Annotated in this window: 19 protein-coding genes; 8 read left to right on the top strand and 11 right to left on the bottom strand. The window is 70.1% G+C overall.

Annotation, left to right across the window (positions count from 1 at the left end; translation table 11 throughout):
• Positions 1-9 precede the first annotated feature (9 nt).
• Together H4N58_RS00325 and H4N58_RS00320 are read right to left on the bottom strand one after the other, a co-directional pair.
• Positions 10-222, bottom strand: a complete 213-nt coding sequence (locus tag H4N58_RS00325) for a PLD nuclease N-terminal domain-containing protein (RefSeq protein WP_167249564.1) — start codon at positions 220-222, stop codon at positions 10-12.
• Positions 223-239: 17 nt separating this feature from the next.
• Positions 240-869: a YigZ family protein gene (locus H4N58_RS00320; protein WP_243845046.1), complete on the bottom strand. Its 630-nt coding sequence runs from the start codon at positions 867-869 to the stop codon at positions 240-242.
• Positions 870-1003: 134 nt separating this feature from the next.
• Between H4N58_RS00320 and H4N58_RS00315 the strand changes: the two genes are divergently transcribed.
• From H4N58_RS00315 to H4N58_RS00300, 4 genes are all read left to right on the top strand, one after another.
• Complete coding sequence (locus tag H4N58_RS00315; RefSeq protein ID WP_167249568.1) at positions 1004-3373, top strand: bifunctional UDP-sugar hydrolase/5'-nucleotidase; 2370 nt, start codon at positions 1004-1006, stop codon at positions 3371-3373.
• 20 nt (positions 3374-3393) lie between these two features.
• The gene (locus H4N58_RS00310) at positions 3394-6168 is read left to right on the top strand and encodes an ExeM/NucH family extracellular endonuclease (protein WP_167000830.1); all 2775 of its coding nucleotides are present in this window, start codon (positions 3394-3396) and stop codon (positions 6166-6168) included.
• A gap of 121 nt (positions 6169-6289) precedes the next feature.
• Positions 6290-6667, top strand: a complete 378-nt coding sequence (locus H4N58_RS00305) for a DUF488 domain-containing protein (protein WP_167249570.1) — start codon at positions 6290-6292, stop codon at positions 6665-6667.
• A gap of 54 nt (positions 6668-6721) precedes the next feature.
• Entirely contained in the window at positions 6722-8002 is a 1281-nt protein-coding gene (locus H4N58_RS00300; protein WP_167000828.1) for a cytochrome P450, read from the top strand.
• Between the two features lie 74 nt (positions 8003-8076).
• Here H4N58_RS00300 and H4N58_RS00295 read toward each other — a convergent pair whose 3' ends face one another.
• The gene (locus H4N58_RS00295) at positions 8077-8640 is read right to left on the bottom strand and encodes an HdeD family acid-resistance protein (protein ID WP_167000826.1); all 564 of its coding nucleotides are present in this window, start codon (positions 8638-8640) and stop codon (positions 8077-8079) included.
• A gap of 99 nt (positions 8641-8739) precedes the next feature.
• Positions 8740-9957 (bottom strand): DUF4185 domain-containing protein, encoded by a 1218-nt coding sequence (locus tag H4N58_RS00290; protein WP_167249572.1) that lies wholly within the window; start codon positions 9955-9957, stop codon positions 8740-8742.
• Positions 9958-10049: 92 nt separating this feature from the next.
• Between H4N58_RS00290 and H4N58_RS00285 the strand changes: the two genes are divergently transcribed.
• Complete coding sequence (locus tag H4N58_RS00285; protein WP_167249574.1) at positions 10050-10670, top strand: TetR/AcrR family transcriptional regulator; 621 nt, start codon at positions 10050-10052, stop codon at positions 10668-10670.
• On the opposite strand, the gene paaI is transcribed toward H4N58_RS00285, so the two are convergent.
• The 6 genes from paaI to paaA are packed head-to-tail and all read right to left on the bottom strand — an operon-like array spanning position 10657 to position 14975.
• The gene (paaI, locus tag H4N58_RS00280) at positions 10657-11067 is read right to left on the bottom strand and encodes a hydroxyphenylacetyl-CoA thioesterase PaaI (RefSeq protein WP_167000821.1); all 411 of its coding nucleotides are present in this window, start codon (positions 11065-11067) and stop codon (positions 10657-10659) included. The two genes, H4N58_RS00285 and paaI, sit on opposite strands and share 14 nt — an antisense overlap.
• Positions 11064-12152 carry a 1,2-phenylacetyl-CoA epoxidase subunit PaaE gene (paaE, locus tag H4N58_RS00275; protein ID WP_182397126.1) on the bottom strand — a complete coding sequence of 363 codons (1089 nt, stop codon included), beginning with the start codon at positions 12150-12152 and terminating at the stop codon, positions 11064-11066. The genes paaI and paaE overlap by 4 nt, the downstream gene beginning before the upstream one ends.
• Positions 12152-12649 carry a 1,2-phenylacetyl-CoA epoxidase subunit PaaD gene (gene paaD / locus H4N58_RS00270; RefSeq protein WP_167249576.1) on the bottom strand — a complete coding sequence of 166 codons (498 nt, stop codon included), beginning with the start codon at positions 12647-12649 and terminating at the stop codon, positions 12152-12154. Before paaD ends, paaE begins: the two co-directional genes overlap by 1 nt.
• Positions 12650-12651: 2 nt before the next feature.
• Complete coding sequence (gene paaC / locus H4N58_RS00265; RefSeq protein ID WP_167000815.1) at positions 12652-13689, bottom strand: 1,2-phenylacetyl-CoA epoxidase subunit PaaC; 1038 nt, start codon at positions 13687-13689, stop codon at positions 12652-12654.
• 9 nt (positions 13690-13698) lie between these two features.
• Positions 13699-13992, bottom strand: coding sequence for a 1,2-phenylacetyl-CoA epoxidase subunit PaaB (gene paaB / locus H4N58_RS00260; protein WP_167000814.1), 294 nt, complete (start codon positions 13990-13992; stop codon positions 13699-13701).
• Positions 13989-14975 carry a 1,2-phenylacetyl-CoA epoxidase subunit PaaA gene (paaA, locus tag H4N58_RS00255; RefSeq protein ID WP_167249578.1) on the bottom strand — a complete coding sequence of 329 codons (987 nt, stop codon included), beginning with the start codon at positions 14973-14975 and terminating at the stop codon, positions 13989-13991. Before paaA ends, paaB begins: the two co-directional genes overlap by 4 nt.
• A gap of 85 nt (positions 14976-15060) precedes the next feature.
• Here paaA and paaZ point away from each other — a divergent pair, with 85 nt between their 5' ends.
• A complete protein-coding gene (paaZ, locus tag H4N58_RS00250) occupies positions 15061-17097 on the top strand; it encodes a phenylacetic acid degradation bifunctional protein PaaZ (protein WP_167249580.1) in 2037 nt (678 codons plus the stop codon).
• Between the two features lie 9 nt (positions 17098-17106).
• Here the strand turns inward: paaZ and H4N58_RS00245 are convergent, their stop codons facing one another.
• Positions 17107-18237, bottom strand: a complete 1131-nt coding sequence (locus tag H4N58_RS00245; protein ID WP_208322852.1) for a Fic family protein — start codon at positions 18235-18237, stop codon at positions 17107-17109.
• Positions 18238-18645: 408 nt separating this feature from the next.
• On the opposite strand from H4N58_RS00245, the gene H4N58_RS00240 reads away from it, so the two are divergent.
• Both H4N58_RS00240 and H4N58_RS00235 read left to right on the top strand, forming a co-directional pair.
• Positions 18646-20139, top strand: coding sequence for an FG-GAP-like repeat-containing protein (locus H4N58_RS00240; RefSeq protein WP_167249584.1), 1494 nt, complete (start codon positions 18646-18648; stop codon positions 20137-20139).
• A 133-nt stretch (positions 20140-20272) separates the two neighbouring features.
• Entirely contained in the window at positions 20273-21421 is a 1149-nt protein-coding gene (locus H4N58_RS00235) for a serine hydrolase (RefSeq protein ID WP_167249586.1), read from the top strand.
• Positions 21422-21424 lie beyond the last annotated feature (3 nt).

Raw genomic sequence — 21424 nt, 5'->3', positions numbered from 1 at the left:
GGTGGCCGGTCAGCGGCGACCGACGAGGAAGTAGGCGATCGGCCCGGCGGGCTGGACGAAGCACCCGCCCACCCAGGCTGCCTTAGGGCCTCGTATGCGCTCGGCCGGCGTGCGCGCGAGGCTGACGAGCGCCGCCGTGGTGAGGACGACCTCGACGGCGCCGAGCGCGATGACCGCGCGCCGTTGGGGCGGTGTCAGGTCGGACCACTGCTTCTGAGCCATGCCCCGACCGTACCGAGTCACGGCATCCACACCGAGTCGCCGACCACGATCTCCCCGGCTCCGCGGGTGAGGGCGGCAACCTGCTCCCGGAGGGACACGACCGCATCCGGCCACGCGGCGACACGGAGCCGTACGGCATCCGCCTCGTACTCGACGCCGACCACCTCGGCACCTCGCGCACGCAGCTCGTTCTCCACCTTGCCCGCCTCGGCGTGGGCGACCTCGACCGTGACGACCACGCGTCGCTCGCGGCGCAGCACCCCTGCGGCGTCGAGCGCCGCCGCGGTCGTCTCGGAGTACGCGCGGACCAGCCCTCCGGCCCCGAGCAGCGTCCCGCCGAACCACCGCGTGACCACCGCGACGACGTCACGGACCTCCCGGCGCACCAGCACCTCGAGCATCGGAGCACCGGCGGTCCCGCTCGGCTCCCCGTCGTCGTTGCTGCGCTGGAGCGAGCCGTCAGGCCCGATGACGAACGCCGAGCAGTGGTGCCGGGCGTCGAAGAACTCGCGCCTCGCCACAGCCACGTACGCCCGCGCCTCGTCCTCGGAATCGACCCGCCGGACCCAGCCCAGGAACCGCGAACCCTTGACCTCGATCGTGGCCTCGGCGTCACGAGCGGGCACCAGATAGTGGTCGGGCGCCACAGGACCTCCTGCCAGCCTGTCCGAAAAGCCAATTGTTGACATCTAAACGTGGTCGAACCGTCATAGTTTGCGGCAGCGCTCGACACCTCTGCTCGCTATGGTCAGCGGATCACGTCTCTCTGAGGAGCCCCTAGATGCGACCCAGACACCGTACTCTCCTGCGGCGGACCACTCTTCTCGCCGCTACGGCCGCGCTGGTCGCGGCTCCGCTGTCCGTCGTTCCCGCGGCATCTGCGGCTCCTGAGGACGAGGTCACGCTGACCTTCCTCGGCATCAACGACTTCCATGGCCGGATCGACGCCAACACCGTGAAGTTCGCGGGCACGGTCGAGCAGCTGCGGGCCGCCGGCGGAGAGGACAGCACCGTCTTCGTCGCCGCCGGCGACAACATCGGCGCCTCGCTCTTCGCCTCGGCCGTCGACCAGGACAACCCGACCATCGATGTCCTCAAGGCCCTGCAGCTCGACAACACCGCCGTCGGCAACCACGAGTTCGACCAGGGCTTCGCCGACCTCACGGGCCGCGTCATCCCGCGGATGGGCCAGAACCGCTTCGGCACGCCGGTCTTCCTGGGCGCCAACGTCTACGACAAGGGCACCGAAGACCCCGCCCTCCCCGAGTACGCCGAGTACACGGTCAACGGCGTCGATGTCGCGATCGTCGGCGTGGTGACCGAGGAGACCAGGTCCCTCGTCAGCGCGGACGGCATCGCCGACCTCGACTTCGGCGACCCCGTCGAGGCCGTCAACCGCGTCGCGGGCGAGCTCAAGGACGGTGACGACGCCAACGGCGAGGCCGACCTGATCATCGCCAGCTATCACGAGGGCGCACCGCTCTCCGACTCCGCGGCCACGCTCGACCAGCAGGTCGCGGCAAGCCCCGTCTTCGCGCACATGGTCAACGACACCACGGCGGCCGTCGACGCGATCTTCACCGGACACACCCATCAGCGCTATGCCTACGACGCGCCGATCCCCGGCGGTACGGGCACGCGCCCGCTGGTGCAGTCCGGCAACTACGGCGAGGGCGTCGCGAAGGTCGAGATCACGTACGACACCGCGACAGACGAGGTCGTCGCGCACACCCGGTCGGTCGTCGCCCGCACCACGACGGCAGACGCCGACCTCGTCGCCCAGTACCCGCGGGTCGCTGCGGTGAAGACCATCGTGGACACCGCGATCGCCAACTCGGCGGCCGTCGGCAACCGACCGGTCGCGACCGTCAGCAACGACATCACGACCGCTCTCATCGGCGGCACCTACCAGGACGGCGTCTACACGCACCCCACGCCGGGAGCGACCGGCGTGCGCGACGACCGCGCCTCCGAGTCCACCCTCGGCAACCTCGTCGCCAACGCGCTGCGTGACAGCCTGGCGAACGACCAGGGCGGCAACGCCGAGATCGGCATCGCCAACCCCGGCGGCCTTCGCGCGGAGCTGTTCTATGCCGGTGACACGAGCACCAACCCGGCGAACACCGACGGCGTCGTCACCTTCGCCGAGGCCAACTCCGTCCTGCCTTTCGCCAACAACCTCTCGTCCGTCACGCTGACGGGTGAGCAGTTCGTGCGGCTGCTCGAGCAGCAGTGGCAGCGCGACGTCAACGGCGCCGTGCCCTCCCGCGCATACCTCCAGCTCGGGCTCTCCGACAACGTCTCGTACACCTACCACGAGGTCGACGACCCGGCCGTCCCGCCGGACCCGGCAGGCAACCCGCGCAAGAAGGGCGTCATCGACTCGGTCACGATCGACGGCGAGCCGATCGACCTCGCCAAGGACTACCGCGTCGGGACGTTCGCCTTCCTCGTCACCGGCCAGGACAACTTCCACGTGTTCAAGGAGGGTGCAGCGCCGAAGGACTCCGGGCTGGTCGATCGCGAGGCCTGGATCTCGTACCTCGAGGACAAGTCGCCCGTCGCCCCGTCGTTCGCCCGACGCTCGACGGTGACCACGGATGCTCCGACGACCCTGACGACGGGGGAGCCGACCACCTTCACGGTCTCCAAGCTCGACCTCACGTCGCTCGACAGCCCGCAGAACACCACGCTGACCGCGAAGGTCGGCGAGACCGAGGTCGGGAGCTTCCCGGTCTCGAACGGTACGGCGACCGTCACGTTCACCGTGCCCGCGGGGCTCGCAGCCGGGGCGGCGATGCTCACCTTGACCGCGCAGCCGACCGGCACGGTCGTGTCGCTCCCCGTCACGGTGGTCAAGGGCAAGATCGCCACGACCATCGATGCCGTGGCCACCCCGGGCCTCTCCCCGCTGTTCGGCCCGATCGTGGTCGCTCGCGTGAGCCCGCGTGGCGCGACCGGCACCGTGCAGGTGCTTGACGCCAGCGGGAAAGCATTCGGCTCCGGCAAGCTGCTCGCCGGTCACACGGTGATCGCGCTCGGTGGCCGTGCCCTCAAGCCGGGGACGCACACCCTCACCATCCGGTACGGCGGCGACGGTAAGCACAAGCCGTCCGAGACCGTGAAGACCGTCCGCGTCCTCGGACGCTGACGACAGCGAGGAGAACCCGCATGAGCCCGCACCTCCTTCGGCTACGGCCTGCCGCGCTCGCGGCCGCTGTCGCCCTCGCGGCCGGCACGCTGGCCGCCGTCGGCGCACCGGCTGTGGCCGCGCCCGCCGACCACCTCGTGATCAACGAGGCCTACCTCAACGGCGGCAGCGCCGGCGCGACGTACCTCAACAAGTTCGTCGAGCTCCACAACCCGACCGGTGAGGAGATCGAGGTCGACGGGTGGACGGTGCAATACCGCTCGTACTCGTCCACCGGCAACTTCACCGGCAAGATCGCGTTGTCGGGGACGATTCCCGCGGGTGGTCACTACCTCGTGAGCGGCAACGCCAACTCGACCAACGGCGCTCCGCTGCCGACGCCCGACGCGGCGTCGACGATCGCATTCTCGGGCAACGCCAACGGCGGCACACTCGCGCTCTCGACCTCCGACGCCACGCTCACCGGTGACGGCGCGACCGTGCTCGCCGACCCTGCCGTGGTCGACGTGCTCGGGTACGGCGTGTCCAACACGTCAGAGACCGCGCCGAAGGCCGACGGCTACTCGGTCACCGCCTCGCTGAACCGTACGGGCGGTGAGGACGCCGACAACAACAGTGTCGACTTCACGACCGGCGCCCCGACGCCGACCGCGTGCGGCGAGGCGTGCGTCCCCGGCCCCAACCCGGTCGTCGAGCGGACGATCGCCGCGATCCAGGGCACGGGGGTCGCCAGCCCGTACGTCGGCGACACCGTGATCACGCAGGGCGTGGTCACCGCGGCGTACAAGACCGGCGGCTTCAACGGCTTCTACCTGCAGACCGCGGGCAGCGGCGGCGAGACCGACGCCACCCCGGGTGCCTCCGACGGGCTCTTCGTCTTCGGCAGCGCCGCGGTCGCCAAGGTCGCGAAGGGCGACCACGTCAAGATCACGGGTCCGATCGTCGAGTTCAACGGACTCACCCAGATCACGCCCGCCGCGGCAGACGTCGAGGTCCTCTCGGAGCCGGCCGAGGCCGTCAAGGCGACCGCGCTCGCGCTCCCGCTCGGCGATGCCGACCGCGAGACGCTCGAGGGCATGCTCGTCGCCCCGTCGGGCACGTTCACCGTGACGAACAACTACACGACCAACACCTTCGCCGAGGTCGGGCTCGCCGCGGGCGACTCGCCGCTGTACGTCCCGACCGAGATCGCCGCTCCGGGGACGGCCTCCCAGGCTGTGAAGGCGGAGAACGCGACCAAGCGGATCACCCTCGACGACGGCTCGTCGATCAACTACACCGGCGGCGGACGGTTCACGCCGATGCCGTGGATCGACGCCGACACGACAATCCGGGTGGGAGCCGCGGCGACGTTCACGAAGGACGTCGTCCTCGACTACCGCAACAACGCCTGGAAGCTTCAGCCGACGGCCCAGCTGACCGCCGACGACGCCAACGACGTGCTCCCGGCCACGTTCAGCGGCGCCGAGCGTCCCGCAGCCCCGCCGCAGGTCGGCGGCGACGTGAAGTTGGCGGCGTTCAACGTCCTCAACTACTTCACGACCACCGGCGAGGACTACAAGGCGGCCACGGGCATCGAGTGCGTCTACTTCCTCGATCGCGACGGCCTTCCGACGACGGTCGACGAGTGCCCCGGCAACGCCGGCCCGCGCGGTGCGGCCGACGACGCGAGCTTCGCCCGCCAGCAGGCCAAGATCGTCGAGGCGATCAACACGCTCGATGCCGACGTGGTGTCGCTCGAGGAGATCGAGAACTCCGCGAAGTACTACGGCCAGGACCGTGACACCGCGCTCGCCGCCCTGACCGAGGCGCTCAACGCCGACGCTGGCGCGGGCACCTGGGCGTTCGTCCCGTCGCCGGCCACGCTCCCGGCGCTGGACGAGCAGGACTTCATCCGTACAGCCTTCATCTACAAGCCGGCCGTAGTCGAGGCCGTCGGTGAGTCGACCGTGCTCGTCGGCGATGCGGCGTTCGCGGACGCCCGCGAGCCTCTCGCGCAGGCATTCCAGCCGGTCGCAGGTGGGGAGGCCGACCGCTTCGTCGCGATCGTCAACCACTTCAAGTCGAAGCGTTCGGGCACGCCTGATCCCGACCAGGGTGCGGGCAACGCCGAGCGGGTCCAGCAGGCACAGTCGCTCGTCGCGTTCGCCGACACGGTCAAGGCCGCCTCAGGCACCGAGAAGGTCTATCTCACCGGCGACCTCAACGCGTACTCGAAGGAGGACCCGATCACGGTCCTGCGCGAGGCGGGCTACGTCGATCTCGAGGAGGAGTACGAGACGGCGGAGACGTACCAGTTCGAGGGCGAGATCGGCTCGCTCGACCACGTGTTCGCGTCGCCCGCCGCGGCGCAGGACATCACCGGCATGGGGGTGTGGGCGATCAACGCCATGGAGCCGATCGCGTACGAGTACAGCCGCTACCACGGCAACGCGACGGACTTCTACGACGAGAGCGCGTTCCGCTCCAGCGACCACGACCCGGCGCTCGTCGGGATCGCGCTCGAAGAGCAGCTCACGCCGACGACGCTGAGCGCCGTCGCGACACCGGGGGTCTCGCCGCTGTTCGGCCCGATCATCGCCGCGCAGGTCAAGCCGCGAGCCACGGGGACGGTCGAGGTGCTCAAGGGCGACACGGTCCTCGCCAGCCAGCGGCTCGTGCGTGGCGTAACCGTCGTCGCGCTCCCGGCGAAGGCGCTCAAGCCTGGGACGCACCAGCTCACCGTCCGCTATTCCGGCGACGCGACCCATGCGGCCTCGGAGACCACGGTGACGGCGCGCGTCCTCGGGTTCTGACGGGTCTGGGGGTTTCGACAGGCTCAACCAGCGACGGTCGAGCCCGTCGAGACCCACCGCCGGTCGAGCCTGTCGAGACCCACCGCCTGCGCGTCGGCGGCGCCTGTGGCTGACTGAGGTGATGGGACCGCTGCGGATCCAAGGCAGACGCGCGTACGACCCACCCTCGGACGACGACGGCATGCGGGTTCTCGTGGACCGCCTGTGGCCGCGCGGCCTCCGCAAGGACGAGCTCGACCTGACCGCGTGGGACAAGGACGTTGCACCAACCACCGAGCTGCGGCGCGCGCTGCACCACGAGGGCCTCGCGTACGAGGAGTTCGCCCGCCGATACCGCGCCGAGCTCGATTCGCCAGCAGGACGGGCGGCGCTGCAGGCCCTGCGAGAACGCGCAGACGGCCACGTCCTCACGCTGCTCACGGCCACGAAGCCCCTCGAGCGCAGCGCCGTCCCCATCCTCATCGACCTGCTCCCTGAGGGTGCTCAGGGTCATCCCTGAAATCACCGCAGCGAGGGCTTCAGCGGACTCCCCTGCGGTTAGTCTGGTCGGACTATGCGCAAGATGACAACGGACCTGCTCACGTGGGTCGCGCAACGGACTGTCCTGCGGTCACAGAAGGACGGCATCGATCTCTCGAAGCTCACCTTCGTCCCCAACCGCTGGCTGATGCCGCTGCGCCGCGACGGGCTCGACCCTGTCGCCCCCCTCGCGAAGACCCGTGCCGAGACCCCCGTGAAGAAGCTCGCGAGCCTCCTCGGGATGAACATCTGGCTCGTCACCGGCCACGCCGAGGCGCAGGCCGTGCTAGCCGACCGCACCTCGTACAGCAACGACATCCGGCCGCTCGTCGGCGAAGTCGGCGCTGCTGACGGTGACATCGGCGGTCTCGGGTTCACCGACCCACCCGACCACACGCGCCTGCGCAAGCTCCTCACGCCGGAGTTCACGATGCGGCGCCTCGCCCGCCTCACGCCCAAGATCGACGAGATCATCGAGCACCAGCTCGACGTGATGGAGGAGAAGGGGCCGGAGGTCGACCTCATGGCCGACTTCGCCTTCGCCGTCCCGTTCCTCGTCATCTGCGAGCTGCTCGGTCTTCCCGACGAGTCTCGCGAGGAGTTCTTCGCACTCGGCTCGGCACGCTTCGACGTCTCCGGAGGTGGCGCCGCGAGCTTCGGTGCGATCTCCGAGTCGCGCACGTTCCTCATGAACGCCACCAAGGCACAGCGTGACGCGCCCGGCGACGGTCTGATCGGCAAGATCATCGAAGAGGTCGGTGACGGGATCTCCGACTACGACCTCGGCGGGCTCGCCGACGGCGCATTCACCGGCGGCCACGAGACGACCGCGAGCACGATCGCCCTCGGCGCCATGGTGCTGATGAACGATCACGAGTCTCGTCGTCGCCTCATCGCGGACGAGACGTTCGCCGACCCCGTCGTCGAGGAGATGCTGCGCTACCTCACGGTCGTGCAGATCGCCTTCCCGAGGTTCGCCAAGCACGACCACGCGCTGTTCGGCGAGCAGATCTCGAAGGGTGATGCGGTCGTCTGCTCCTTGTCGGGCGCCAACCGCGACCACCGCACCGGCGGGCCCGACCTCGAGAACTTCAACCCGCACCGCGACTGGCCCGTCTCGCACATCACGTTCGGCTATGGGTTCCACCGTTGCGTCGGAGCGGAGCTGGCCCGCATGGAGCTGCGCGCGGCGTACCCGAAGTTGTTCCGCCGCTTCCCCGAGATGACGCTCGCGTGCGACTCCGCCGACCTGGCGTTCCGCCAGCGCTCGATCGTGTACGGCGTGGAGTCGATGCCGGTCCGCCTGTACGGCTGACGCCTGCGCTCGCACCCAGCACAACGCCCCACGGCCCTGGTCGCAACGTGGGGCGTTGGCGTCTGTGGGCCCGCTCAGGCGAGCTGCTTGACCTCCTTGCGGAACATGAACGCGCCGATCAGCCAGAAGACGCCGATCACCAGCGCGTAGATGCCGATCAGCACGAGCAACGTCGCCGCGCCGATGTCGGGGTTGGCGATGAGGAGGATGCCGAAGAGCAGTGAGGCGATGCCCGCCGCGAGGAGCCATCCCCAACCGCTGCCGGGGACCTGACGCAGCTGGAGGGCGCCGGAGATCTCGAGCACGCCGATCATCAGCGACCAGAACGCGATGACCAGGACGAGCGCGAACACCGTGATCGCCGGGTCACGGAACGCGATGATGCCAGCCGCGATGCCGAGCACGCCCTCGAGGAGCAGCCATCCCCACGCGCGTCCGCCCCCGGTGAAGATGCTGACGAGCGCCATGACGCCGTCGGCGAGCGCCCAGATGCCGAAGACGATGACGATCGCCTTCGCGGTGGACTCCGGATAGACCAGCGCGAGGATGCCGAAGGCGATCGCGACGACGCCTCGGATGACGACGATCCACCACGCCGACTTCGTGGCTGCGGTGATGGTCCCGGCAAGATCGGTCATGGCTTCCCCCTGGTTCGCCTTGATCCGCACACTAGGGGGCCCAACGACCGTGGTGAGCGAGACACGCGGGGACGCGGCGCGCAGGTGCGAGGGGCAGCGCTAGGGCAAACGCACGCGGATGAACGCGGGGCGGTAGAGGAACGGGTTGGCCTCGACCTTGCCGAGATCGGTGTTGTTGCGGCTGTACGAGACGATCACCGTCCCCGGCACAGGGAGGATCGCAGGGTGGGCGAGCGGCATGTAGCGGAGCTGGCCCGTGACGGCGTTGGACGGGATCCGGGCGACCGTGGACGCGCGCGTGAACGGACCTGAGGGCGCGGGCGCCTTCCAGATCACCAGGTCCTGGCCGAGGAACTCATCCTGCTTGCTCACGGCGTACCAGGACCCGTCCTGCTCGAAGACGCTCAACGTCTGCGAGACCCCTCCCTGGGCGGGGATCAGCTCGACCGCCTCTGCGGCATTCTTGCTCCACTCGGTGCCGTCCCAGTAGCGCCACCGGGAATGGTCGCGCAGGTGGTCGATGTGGACCCGGGCGACCCGCAGCGAGTAGCCGAAGACGCCGTCGACCTCGGGGTTGGCGGTGCCGTACAGATAGACCCACTCGCCCTTGATCGCGACCGCGGCACCCCACGTCGGGCGCTTGCGGCTCGGGTCGTCGCGCCCGATGTCCTTCACCTCGACGAGCTGGGGCACACCGCCGGGCTCCACGTGGAACACCGCGATCGCAGGGCCGAGGTTCTCGAAGTCGGTGCTCGACGCGCCGCCGGTGCCCCGTACGCGCTGCACGCCGACGCCGACCACGTCGACCCCGTTGCGGTGCACTCGTCCGATCGACATCGGCCAGTAGCCGACCCCGTCGGCGCGGTCGGGGATGAGCGCGCCGTTGTCCTCCGGAAGAACCGTCTGCGCGCAGCCGTCGGAGATCAGCAGCATCGAGTTGCGGACGAAGCGCTGGCCGTCGAAGTCGGCCGCGCGCAGCGTGTCGCCCATGACCCAGATGCGCCGTCCGTCCTGCAGCGTCAGGTCGGCACCGACATCGGCGCCCTGGAGCGCGGCGCCGCCACGCGTGGTGTCGACGATGCTCTGCAGGTCGGTGATCGAGCGCAACCGAGGAATGCTCACGCATGGCGACGCGTACGACGCCATCGGCTCCTTCGTCGCCAGGGAGGCGTCACCCGCCTTGTCGTCGTCCGCATCGGCGAGGGGCCCCCGTACGAGGAGCACGGCCACGATCGCCAGGCAGGCGAGCACGACCGCGGCGACGGCGGGGATCCACCTTCGCCGCGCACGTCGGGGCGTCGTCTCGCTGTCGTCCATGTCGCCACCGACAGTAGTGCGCTCCGGTCTCGCGCCCCAGGGGTTGCGCCGAGTCGTGACCTCCGTCTCGTCCGCTGTGAGAGCCTGTGGGCATGGCGACCGGCTCGACGGGAGGCACCGCGCGGCGAGGCCGCCCCGGGTACGACCAGGAGACGGTGCTGCGGCGCGCGGTCGCACTCTTCAACCGCCAGGGTTATGACGCGACCAGCGTGGGTGACCTGGCACGCGAGCTGGGCCTGACGAAGTCCGCGATCTACCACCACGTCCCGAGCAAGGAGCACCTCCTCGCGCTCGCGCTGGACGAGGCGCTCGACGGGCTGGACGCCGTGATCGCCGGGGCGGTGCAGGAACGACCGGGAGTGAGTGCGTACGACCGTCTGCGGACGGCGGTGCGCCAGAGTGTCGAGGTGCTCGTCGCTCACCTGCCGTCGGTGACGCTCCTGCTGCGGGTCCACGGCAACAGCGAGGTCGAGCAGCAGGCCCTTGCCCGGCGGCGCGCGATCGACGAGCGGCTGAGCGGGCTGGTCCAGGACGCGGTCGCAGAGGGCGCGCTGCGCGACGACATCGACCCCGACCTGATCAGCCGGCTGCTCTTCGGCATGGTCAACTCGCTGATCGAGTGGTACCGCCCGGGCGGCCCCGCCGACACCGCGCTGCTCGCCGACGCCGTCACGGCACTGGCCTTCGACGGGCTTGCGATCAGGAAGAGCTGACCGGACCGACGCCACGGCTGCGACCCCGGAACTCCGCGATCGTCGCCTCGTCGGGACGGCGGCGTACGGTCACGTCGTACAGTCCCGACCGGCCGCTGCGTGCACGCTCCACCGCCTCCGCGACGAGGGTGTCCCCGAGGTGGGCAGGCGCGAGGAACGTGATGTCGAAGCCCGCGGCGACGGTCACCTCCCCGTACCCGTTGCACGCGAGGGCGAACGTGCTGTCGGCGAGCGCCGCGACGAGCCCGCCGTGGCACAGGCCGTGCCCATTCACCATGTCGTCGCGCACCACCATCGAGACCCGGGCCTCGCCGCGCGCGACGTGCTCGCACTCCATGCCGAGCGCCCTGCTCGCCGCGTCGGCCGCCCACATCGCGGCGGCGCCGTCCCCGGTCATGCGTCGTAGTCCACGGTGAGCCGCTCGCTGAGCGGGTACGACTGACAGGTCAGCACGAACCCCCTCGCGAGCTCGTCCTCGCTCAGCGCGTAGTTGCGCCGCAGGTCCACCTCGCCGTCGCACACGCGTGCGCGGCACGTCCCACAGACACCGCCCTTGCACGCGAACGGGAGGTCGGCGCGCGTGCGCTGCGCGGAGTCGAGCACCGTACGGTCGCGCAGCATCGGCGTCGTCGTGCTGCGACCGTCGAGGACGACGGTGACGTCGCTCGTCACGCCCTCGAGCGCGGGGTCGAGGTGCCGGACCTCGGGCGGCGGCTCGTCGACGTAGAACAGCTCGACGTGGACGCGCTCGCCCGGGACGCCGACCTCGGCGAGGACGGCGCGGGCATCAGCGAGCATCCCGAACGGACCGCACAGCCACACGTGGTCGAGGTCGCCGACCGGGACGAGCAGCATGAGCAGCCGGCGGAGCCGATCGGCGTCCATGCGACCGGAGAACAACGGGACGTCGCGCGGCTCGCGCGACAGCACGTGCACAAGGTCGAAGCGCGGGCCGTAGCGGTTCTTGAGGTCGGCGAGCTCCTCGGCGAACATCGTGCTCGCGGTGGTCCGGTTGCCGTACAGGAGCGTGACCTGCGCCGAGGGGTGGGCGAGCACGGTGCTCGCGATCGAGAGCATCGGCGTGATCCCGGAGCCGGCGGCGATGCAGAGGTGACGGCCGCCCTCGTCGGGGTCCGCCCGGAAGCTTCCGGTCGGCGGCTGCACCTCGACGCGCGTCCCGGGGGTCACGTCTCGCGCGAGCCACCACGAGAACAACCCGTCGGGGATCGTCCGCACCCCGATGCGCAGGGGCGCGCCGACGGGGGCGCAGATCGAGTACGACCGTCGGTGCTCCTCGCCGTCGAGCACCCGCCGCAGGGTCACGGACTGGCCCGCGCGGAACGCGTACTCCTCGCGCAGCGCCTCGGGCACGTCGAAGGTCACCGCGACCGCGTCGTCGGTGAGCGGCTCGACCGCGGTCACGGTGAGCGCGTGAAACGGCGCCGACCTGCGCGTGCGAGGCTCCGGCGAGGCGAGCGTCATCAGATCTCCTTGACGTGCTCGAACGGCTCGAGGCACGCCGTGCACCGGTAGAGCGCAGTGCACGGGGTCGGGCCGAACTCCGACGTGATCGCCGTCGCGCGCGAGCCGCACCGCGGGCACGGGACGTCGCGCCGTGTGGCCGTCAGGGTCAGCGCGATGGGCCCGTCATGGTCCGGCGCGGGGCCGGGAGCCGACAAGCCGTGCGCGGCGAGCGCCCGCCGGCCGTGCGGACTGATCCAGTCGCTCGACCACGCAGGAGCCAGCGCGACGTCGACCCGGACGTCGGCGAACCCTTCGGCGCGAAGCGTACGGACGAGGTCGTCGCGCATCGCCGTCATCGCGGGGCAGCCGGAGTAGGTGGGCGTGATCGTCACGACGACTGTGCCGTCGTCGACGTCGACCCCGCGCAGCACGCCGAGGTCCTCGAGCGTGAGCATCGGCATCTCGGGATCGGTCACGCGCGCCGCGACCTCGTACGCTGCCACCCTCGTCGCCATGGTCACCACCTCCCCGTCGGATGTGCGCGGGCGACGCTCTGCATCTCGGCGAGCATCTTTGCGAGGTCCTCGGTGTGCACACCGTGGCGCCCCGTCCGCCGGTCGAGCCTGTCGAGACCCACACTCCGCCGGTCGAGCCTGTCGAGACCCACACTCCGCCGGTCGAGCCTGTCGAGACCCCCCGCCTCCCACACCTGCGCGAGCACGTCGTCGACCTCGTCGTCGACCGTCGCCGGATCGACTCCGGCGCCGGACTCCGCCATCCGCGCCTCGACCGGGTGCGTCGCGCCGAGCTCCGCGCGTAGGGGCCAGAGCGCGTCGCGGGCGGCGAGGACGCGGCGCCGCGACTCGTCGGTGCCGCCCGCCAGCACGACGACCCACCGACCGGCGTAGTCACGGTGGTAGGTCAGCTCCTTTACCGCCTTCGCCGCGATCGCCGCGAGCACCGGGTCGGTGCTGTCACGCAGCCGCTCCATCAGCGCAAGGCGCCACGTCGCGAACAGCAGGATACGGACGACGGCGTCGGCGAAGTCGCCGTTCTCCACCTCGACCAGCGCGACATTGTGGAAGTCGCCGACGTCGCGGAAGGAGGCGAAGGCGTCCTCCGCGGCCGCCCGTGACCCCTCGGCGAGCACGGGCACGCCCTCAGGATCGGCAGTGCCGGCTCGCGTGTAGAGGAGCCGCGCCTGACCGAGCAGGTCGAGCGCCACGTTGGCGAGCGCGACGTCCTCCTCGAGGTCCGGCGCGTTGCTGCACCACTGTGCGAGCCGGTGGGACATCACGAGTGCGTCGTCGGCGAGCATGACGGCGTACGACGCGAGGTCGTGCGGGTCGACCCCGTCGGGGACCGTCGTGTCGCCGAGCGTCGCGAGCGGATCCTCGAAGGCCGTCCCGAAAGCCCAGTGCGTGGCATCGCCCCCGTACAGGCCCTCGTACGGGTTGTCATGCACGTCGCCGGTCGATCCGCCCACGTCGCCGGTCGAGCCGCCCACTCCGCCGGTCGAGCCGCCCGCTCCGCCGGTCGAGCCTGTCGAGACCATCACCCCTCCTCACATATGCGGGACATCGTCGGGGATCTCGTAGAAGGTCGGGTGCCGATAGACCTTGTCGCCGCTGGGCGCGAAGAGCGGGTCCTTCTCGTCGGGGCTCGACGCCGTGATCGCGTCGGAGCGGACGACCCAGATGCTCACGCCCTCGTTGCGCCGGGTGTAGACGTCACGCGCGTGCCGCAGCGCCATCTCGTCGTCCGGAGCGTGCAGCGAGCCGACGTGCACGTGGTTGAGCCCGCGCTTGCCGCGGATGAACACCTCGTAGAGCGGCCACTCGGCTCGGACGGTGTTCATCGCGGAGCCTCTGGGGTTTCGACAGGCTCAACCGACGACGGCGGCTCAACCGACGACGGGCTCCGCTCCGCGAAGGCCATCGCGGCCTCGCGCACCCACGCACCCTCCTCGTGCGCACGGCGGCGGTGCGCGATCCGCTCGGCGTTGCAAGGCCCGTCGCCGCTGATCACCGCGGTGAGCTCGTCCCAGTCGGGCTCGCCGAAGTCGTAGTGCCCGCGCTCCTCGTTCCACGCCAGCTCGGGGTCGGGCAGCGTCACGCCGAGGACCTGCGCCTGCGGCACAGTCATGTCGACGAACTTCTGCCGCAGGTCGTCGTTGGTGTCGCGCTTGATGCCCCACGCCATCGACTGGGCCGTGTTCGGCGACTGCGTGTCCGGCGGACCGAACATCATCAGCGACGGCCACCAGAACCGGTCGACGGACTCCTGGACCATCGCCCGCTGCTCGTCGGTCCCGCTCATCATCGTCATCAGCAGCTCGTAGCCCTGCCGCTGGTGGAACGACTCCTCCTTGCAGATGCGGATCATCGCGCGTCCGTACGGCCCGTACGAGGTGCGGCACAGCGGCACCTGATTGCAGATCGCGGCGCCGTCGACGAGCCAGCCGATCGTGCCGACATCGGCGTACGACGGGGTGGGGTAGTTGAAGATCGAGGAGTACTTCTGCTTGCCGGCCAGCAGCAGCTCGGTCAGCTCCTGGCGGGAGACGCCGAGGGTCTCGCAGGCGGAGTAGAGGTAGAGCCCGTGCCCCGCCTCGTCCTGCACCTTCGCCAGCAGGATCGCCTTTCGACGAAGCGACGGCGCCCGGGTGATCCATGCGCCCTCGGGCTGCATGCCGATGATCTCGGAGTGGGCGTGCTGCGCGATCTGACGGACGAGCGTCTTGCGGTAGCGCTCCGGCATCCAGTCGCGCGGCTCGATCCGGTCGTGGCGCGCGACTGTCTCCTCGAAGCCGGCGAGGAGCTCGGGCTCGGTGAGAGTCATGGTGCCTCCCGGGATTTACTGACCGATCGTTCTGTAATACTGTGACACGGGTCACCGTACGCGTGCAACGACACCCGGGGGACCCATGAGCGCATTGCTGCAGAGCTATGTCGCCGGACGCTGGTATGCCGCGCCCGACGAGGGCACGCCGCTCCTCGACGCCGCCACGGGCGAGGAGGTCGCGCGCGTCTCGAGCACCGGCCTCGACGTCGCCGCGATGGTCGCGTACGCCCGTGAGGTCGGCGGTCCTGCGGTCCGCGGCCTGACGTTCCACGAGCGCGGCGGCCTCCTCAAAGCACTGGCGAAGCATCTCGGCGTCGAGAAGGACCACCTGTACGACCTGTCTGCGCGCGCCGGCGCCACGCGACGCGACGCGATGATCGACGTCGACGGCGGCATCGGCACGCTCTTCTCGTACGCGAGCAAGGCCACTCGCGAGCTGCCCAACGACACGGTCGTCCTCGACGGACCGCCCGAGCCGCTCGGCAAGGGCGGCACGTTCGTCGGCCAGCACCTCTTCACCTCGCGGCCCGGCGTCGCCGTGCAGATCAACGCCTTCAACTTCCCGGTCTGGGGGATGCTCGAGAAGCTCGCGCCCGCCTTCCTCGCCGGGCTCCCGACCATCGTGAAGCCGGCCAGCCCGACCGCGTACGTGGCAGAGGCGCTCGTCCGCCAGATCATCGAGTCCGGCCTCCTGCCCGAGGGGGCGCTGCAGCTGGTGAGCGGGAGCGCCGGCACGCTCCTGTACGAGCTGGGTCCGCAGGACTCGGTCGCCTTCACCGGCTCGGCCCACACCGCCAACGTGCTGCGCGACCACCCGTCGATCGCGACCGGCGGCGTCCGGCTCACCGTCGAGGCCGACTCGTTGAACTGCTCGATCCTCGGTCCGGACGTCACAGCGGACGATCCCGAGCTCGACCTCTTCGTGAAGGGCGTCGTCACCGAGATGACGGCCAAGGCGGGACAGAAGTGCACCGCGATCCGGCGCGTGCTCGTCCCCGCCGGCATGGCCGACACGGTGGTCGGAGCCCTTCGCGACCGGCTCGCGAAGGTGACGGTCGGCGACCCTACGGATCCCGAGGTCCGGATGGGGCCGCTCGCGAGCCTCGCCCAGCGCGACGAGGTCCGCAAGGCGGTCGAGGCGCTGCGCAGCACGGCCGACGTGGTGTTCGGCGACCCGGACCAGGTCGAGGTGGTCGGCGCCGAGGCGGAGCGTGGTGCGTTCTTAGGCCCGGTGCTGCTGCAGGCCCGCCCGGGGGCGACCGAACCGCACGACGTCGAGCCGTTCGGACCCGTGAGCACGGTGATCTCGTACGAGACGCTCGACGACGCGGTCGCACTCGCTGCCAGAGGTCGCGGGAGCCTGGTCGGGTCGATCGTCACGCACGACCCGGACGTCGCTCGTACGCTGACGCTTGGCCTCGCCCCCTGGCACGGACGTCTGCTCGTCCTCGACCGCGACGACGCCGGCGAGTCCACCGGCCACGGGTCGCCGCTCCCCGTCCTCGTCCACGGCGGACCCGGCCGAGCCGGTGGCGGCGAGGAGCTCGGTGGGATCCGAGCCGTGCTGCACCACATGCAGCGCACCGCGCTCCAGGCCTCGCCGGACATGCTCACCGCGATCACGGGCCGGTGGACGACCGGCGGCGCACGCCGTGACGACGGCACCCACCCGTTCCGCAAGAGCCTCGCGGACCTGCGGGTCGGCGACACGATCGCCTCGGAGTCTCGTACGGTCTCGCGCGAGGACATCGACCGCTTCTCCGACCTCACGGGAGACACGTTCTACGCACACACGGACGAGGTGGCGGCCGCGGCGAACCCGCTGTTCGGCGGCATCGTCGCGCACGGCTATCTTGTGGTCTCGCTCGCGGCGGGCCTCTTCGTCGACCCGGACCCGGGGCCGGTCCTCGCGAACTTCGGCGTCGACAACTTGCGGTTCCTCACGCCGGTCAAGGCCGGGGACGACATCGCCGTCACGCTGACCGTCAAGCAGATCACGCCGCGGGCGACCGCCGACTACGGCGAGGTCCGGTGGGACGCCGTCGTGGCGAACGGCGAGGGCGCGCCGGTTGCCACATACGACGTCCTGACCCTGGTCGCGAAGTCTTGGGACGCGTAAGAGCGTTCCTCACCCCTCGAGGCGATCGACGAGGTCACTGACCGGCACCCACACGTACTGCTTGCCTCGTCGCGACCGTACGAGGAGGCCCGCGTTTTCGAGTGCCCGCAGGTCGTGGCGCGCAGTCTCTCCCGAGGTGTTGTGGCTGAGCGAGTGCGAACGCACCGAGTACTCCGCGCCCGGGTCCTTCACCGCATTCTCGAGTAGCGCGAGCTGCCGGTGGTTGTACACCCCCGGGCGTGCCCGCATCGACCGTTGCAGATCGCGGACCTCTGACGCCTTGCGTGCAAGGTATTCGTGAAGGTCCTTGATCGCTCTCTCGAGCACGTCAAGCTGGGAGAGAAAGAAGTGGGTGAGATCGCCACGATCCTGCTCGGTCAGGAGGAACGACCGCGCGTACTGGGCCGGCGCCTGCTTGAGAATGCGCGAGATTGGCACGAACTCCGTGAGCCAGAAACCTTCGCGGAGCATCGTCCAGTAGAACAGCACTCGTGCGGTACGGCCGTTGCCGTCCTCGAAGTAGTGGTCGTACCCCATCATGAAGTGGACAGTGATCGCACGGAGCACCGGCGGTACGTAGCCAGGGGCGCCGTCACCGTTGGCGAACGCACACACTCTCCGCAGGCGTTCCGGCAGTTCGTCGACCGGCGGCGGCCGATGGAGGAGCTGGTCGCCGTCACCCCAGACCGCGACGCGTTCACTGTCGTCGCTCCGGAGAACGCCCGCGGCAGCCGGGTTGTCGAGTGCCCCTTCGGTCACGATGCGGTGCAGCTCACAGACCAGCTCAGGCGAGAGTTCTTCGTGCTGGAGCCCGATGATCTGCCGCATGGCACGGTAGTTGTTGAGGATCATCCGCTCGCCGCGGTCCGCCGGAGGTCGCCCGCTTCGGATCATCTCCTTGGCCACTCGTCTGCTGGTTGCTGCGCCCTCGAGCTGACTCGACGTGATCGCCTCCTCGATGAGACTGCTCACCAGATAGCGGTCGCGAGTGGACGCGTTCGTGACCTGCTCACTGACCGCGATGTGCCCGCTCGCCGCACGGTTGACGTTCTCGATCGACTGCAGCACAGCGTCGGGAAGCGTGAACGTGAAGGGACGGCCCTCGACATCGACGAGGCGATCGACCGGTCGCTCGACCATGGTCCTTGCCAGGCGAGTCGCCGCCCACCATTCCTCGTGCGTGAGGTCATCGGGCGGCTGCTTGTATCGCAGCTTGTCCCAAGCTAGATAGTCGCCTGACATCGCTCGCAACTGGAGGCTTGCCTGAAAGATGTTGAGCCTGCGGCCCTGTTGGCCTGCAGCCTCGAGCACGGCGTCGACATCAGGGGGTGGGGCCGGGACCTTCAACTCTCCTCCAAGTTTCTCCAAATCTTGGAGCAAACCTTACTCCCAACTCCAAGGTTTGGAGAAACTTGGAGAACGCTTGGAGGAGCCGAACGGCCAGTACCGCAAGACCCTCGACTCCCGGCCTGTTCTGTGCCACAGTTCAGCCACATATCGAAACGCCGTTCCGAATCTGTGAACGCACATGCTCGAGGAGCAGTACCCATGCGTACCCCCGCTCGTACGACCACGACTGCGCTGGCACTCGCCGCAGCCGTCGCGGCGGCGTCCATGACCGGCGGACCAGCGTCCGCAGACACGCCTGACTTCATTCGCACCGTCATCGCCGAGGACGCGGTCGGCCCCGCATTCACCTCCGTCGGCGACCTCATCGGCGACTCCCGCCCCGAGGTGGTCTCGACCAGCTACGGCAAGCTCACGATGCAGGGGTCGGCCGCGCTCCCCGAGCCGGGCAGCGTCACGCTGTACGAGAACGACGGGCGCAAGCGCGGCGGTGGCGTCGACACCTGGGCGACCCGCTCGGTCATCGAGCCGTCGGACGGCATCATCTTCCCCAGCGAGCCGACCCTCGCCGACGTCGATCGTGACGGCGACCTCGACATCATCCAGCCTGCCGGCTACTTCTGGGACTCCGGCATGGGGTTCAACCGCGGCTCGGTCACCTGGTGGGAGAACCGCGACGCCCCGCGCAGCGTTCGCGAGGTCCTCGCCCTCGCCAAGTGCCCGCTGAACTCGCGCACGCTCGCCCAGCTCAAGGAGTGCCTCGCCGGGCTGCGCGACTGGGACCGTCACGACATCGTCACCGACAGCCCGTTCGCCTACCACGATCTCGAGTTCGTCGACTTCGACGGCGACGGCCGCAAGGACATCGTCACCGTCGGCGAGCAGGGCTTCAACCCCTCGAGCACCACCGACGACATCGTCGAGCTGCAGTTCTTCAAGGGCGACGGCAAGGGTGGGTTCGACCCCGCCGTCGCACTCGCCGATCGCGGTGGCAGCAGCCCGATCGTGACCGACGTCGACGGTGACGGCGACCTCGACGTCGCTTCCGCGCAGTACTTCGGCGTGAGCCCCGTCGTCGCCGGCCCGCCGACCGGCGAGGCCTCGTTCGTCTGGTTCGAGCGCGTCGGCTCCGCCACGGACGGCGTCACGGACTCCGACTTCGTCATGCACGAGATCAGCCGCGGACAGGGCCCGTCGTTCAGCATCCACCGGGCTGAGAACCTCTTCGGCGACGGCGTCGACCGCTGGGTCGGCGTCAACCACACCAACACGACGACCGGCAACCCCGGTCCGCCGGTGTTCCTGCGCGCCAAGCCCGACGTCTTCCTCCTCACCCCGGGCGCAGACCCGCGCACCCCGTGGACCGTCGCGCCGCTCGCCTCGAGCGTGGATCCGGGTGCCGAGTTCACAGCCAACGCACGACCGGGCCAGGCCGCGCCGGGCAAGACCGGCTTCGGTGATGTCGACGGTGACGGCGACACCGACCTCGCGGTCTCCGGCGACGGCGCCTTCCGCCTCTACTGGATCGAGCAGACCGCCCCTGGCGTCTTCGCGCAGCACGTGCTGCCGGAGTCCGAAGGATGGGGTCAGGCCGGCGGCGCGAAGATCGCCGACCTCGACCGCGACGGCAACAGCGATCTCGTGTTCTCGAGCTTCGAGAACAACAAGATCGGGATCTGGAGCCACACCCCCTAGCTCCAGACCTGGGGAGGGCGGGCCGTCGATCATCGACGACCCGCCCTTCGTCGTTCCCGCCCCTGTGCGGTAGGTCCGATGAGTTCGGCGCCTCCGACCGGTCGATCCAGGGACCACTCGAGAGGGAGAGCCCATGGACCTGCAGGCCCGCGTCACCGAAGCCGTCGCCCCGCACATCGAGCGGGTGGATCCACCGGGCCTCGCGTGGTGGGTCGCCCGCGGAGACGAGGTCGCCGTCGGCGCCCAGGGGACGTACGGGCCCGAGGACGCCACGCCCGTCCGACCCGACACCCCCTTCCGCATCTCGTCGGTGACGAAGCCGGTCGTCGCGGCATCCGCGATGTCGCTCCTCGACGACGGCACGCTCACCCTCGACGCCCCCGTCGAGAGGTGGCTGCCCGAGCTCGGCGACCGCCGCGTGCTGCGCGATCCTGCCGGGCCTCTCGACGACACCGTTCCTGCGGCACGTCCGATCACGGTCGCCGACGTGCTGGAGCTTCGGCTCGGCATCGGCCTCGACTTCTCCGGCCCGTTCCCGGGCCCCGTGCTCTCGGCGCTCGGCGCTGCGGGCCTCCAGGCCGGACCGCCCGCACCGCAGACCAATCCCGCGCCCGACGACTGGATGCTTACGGTCGGCGCGGTCCCGCTGTCGTACCAACCGGGTGAGCGCTGGCTCTATCACTCGGGCTCCGAGGTCCTCGGCGTCCTCGTCGCCCGAGCCGCGGGCGCACCGCTGCCGGAGGTCCTCGCCGAGCGGGTGCTCGCTCCGCTCGCGATGACGGGCACCGGCTTCGGCGTACGACCGGAGCAGGCCGACCGTCTCGGCCCGCACTGGCTGCCGCCGGACGGCGGTGCCCTCATGCCGTACGACCCGGCCGAGGGGCAGTGGTCCCGACCGCCTGCGTTCCCCAACGGCGGCGACGGCCTGGTCTCGACCGTCGAGGACCTCGCGGCGTTCGGCCGCATGCTCCGCGCGGGCGGCGTCGCCGAGGACGGCACGCGGGTGCTCTCGCGCGAGGTCCTCGCGGAGGCGACCCGGCCGCGTGTCGGGCAGATCGACGCCGACGGCCTCGCCGACTGGGGGCTCGGGTTCGGCGTCAAGACCGGCGACCAGCCCGACGGGCGCAGCGCCGGATCGTACGGGTGGGACGGGGGCATGGGTTCGACGCTGTGGGTCGACCCCGTCAAGGACGTCGTCGCCGTGCTGCTCACCAACCAGATGTGGTCCTCTCCCGAGCCGACAGCCGTCTTCGAGGCGTTCTGGCGGGCAGCTTGGGAGTGAGGC

This window comes from Mumia sp. ZJ1417, from assembly GCF_014127285.1.
GTDB lineage: Bacteria > Actinomycetota > Actinomycetes > Propionibacteriales > Nocardioidaceae > Mumia.
Note: the sequence above shows the minus strand (reverse complement) of the source record. Positions and strands in the feature narration are given on the sequence as shown.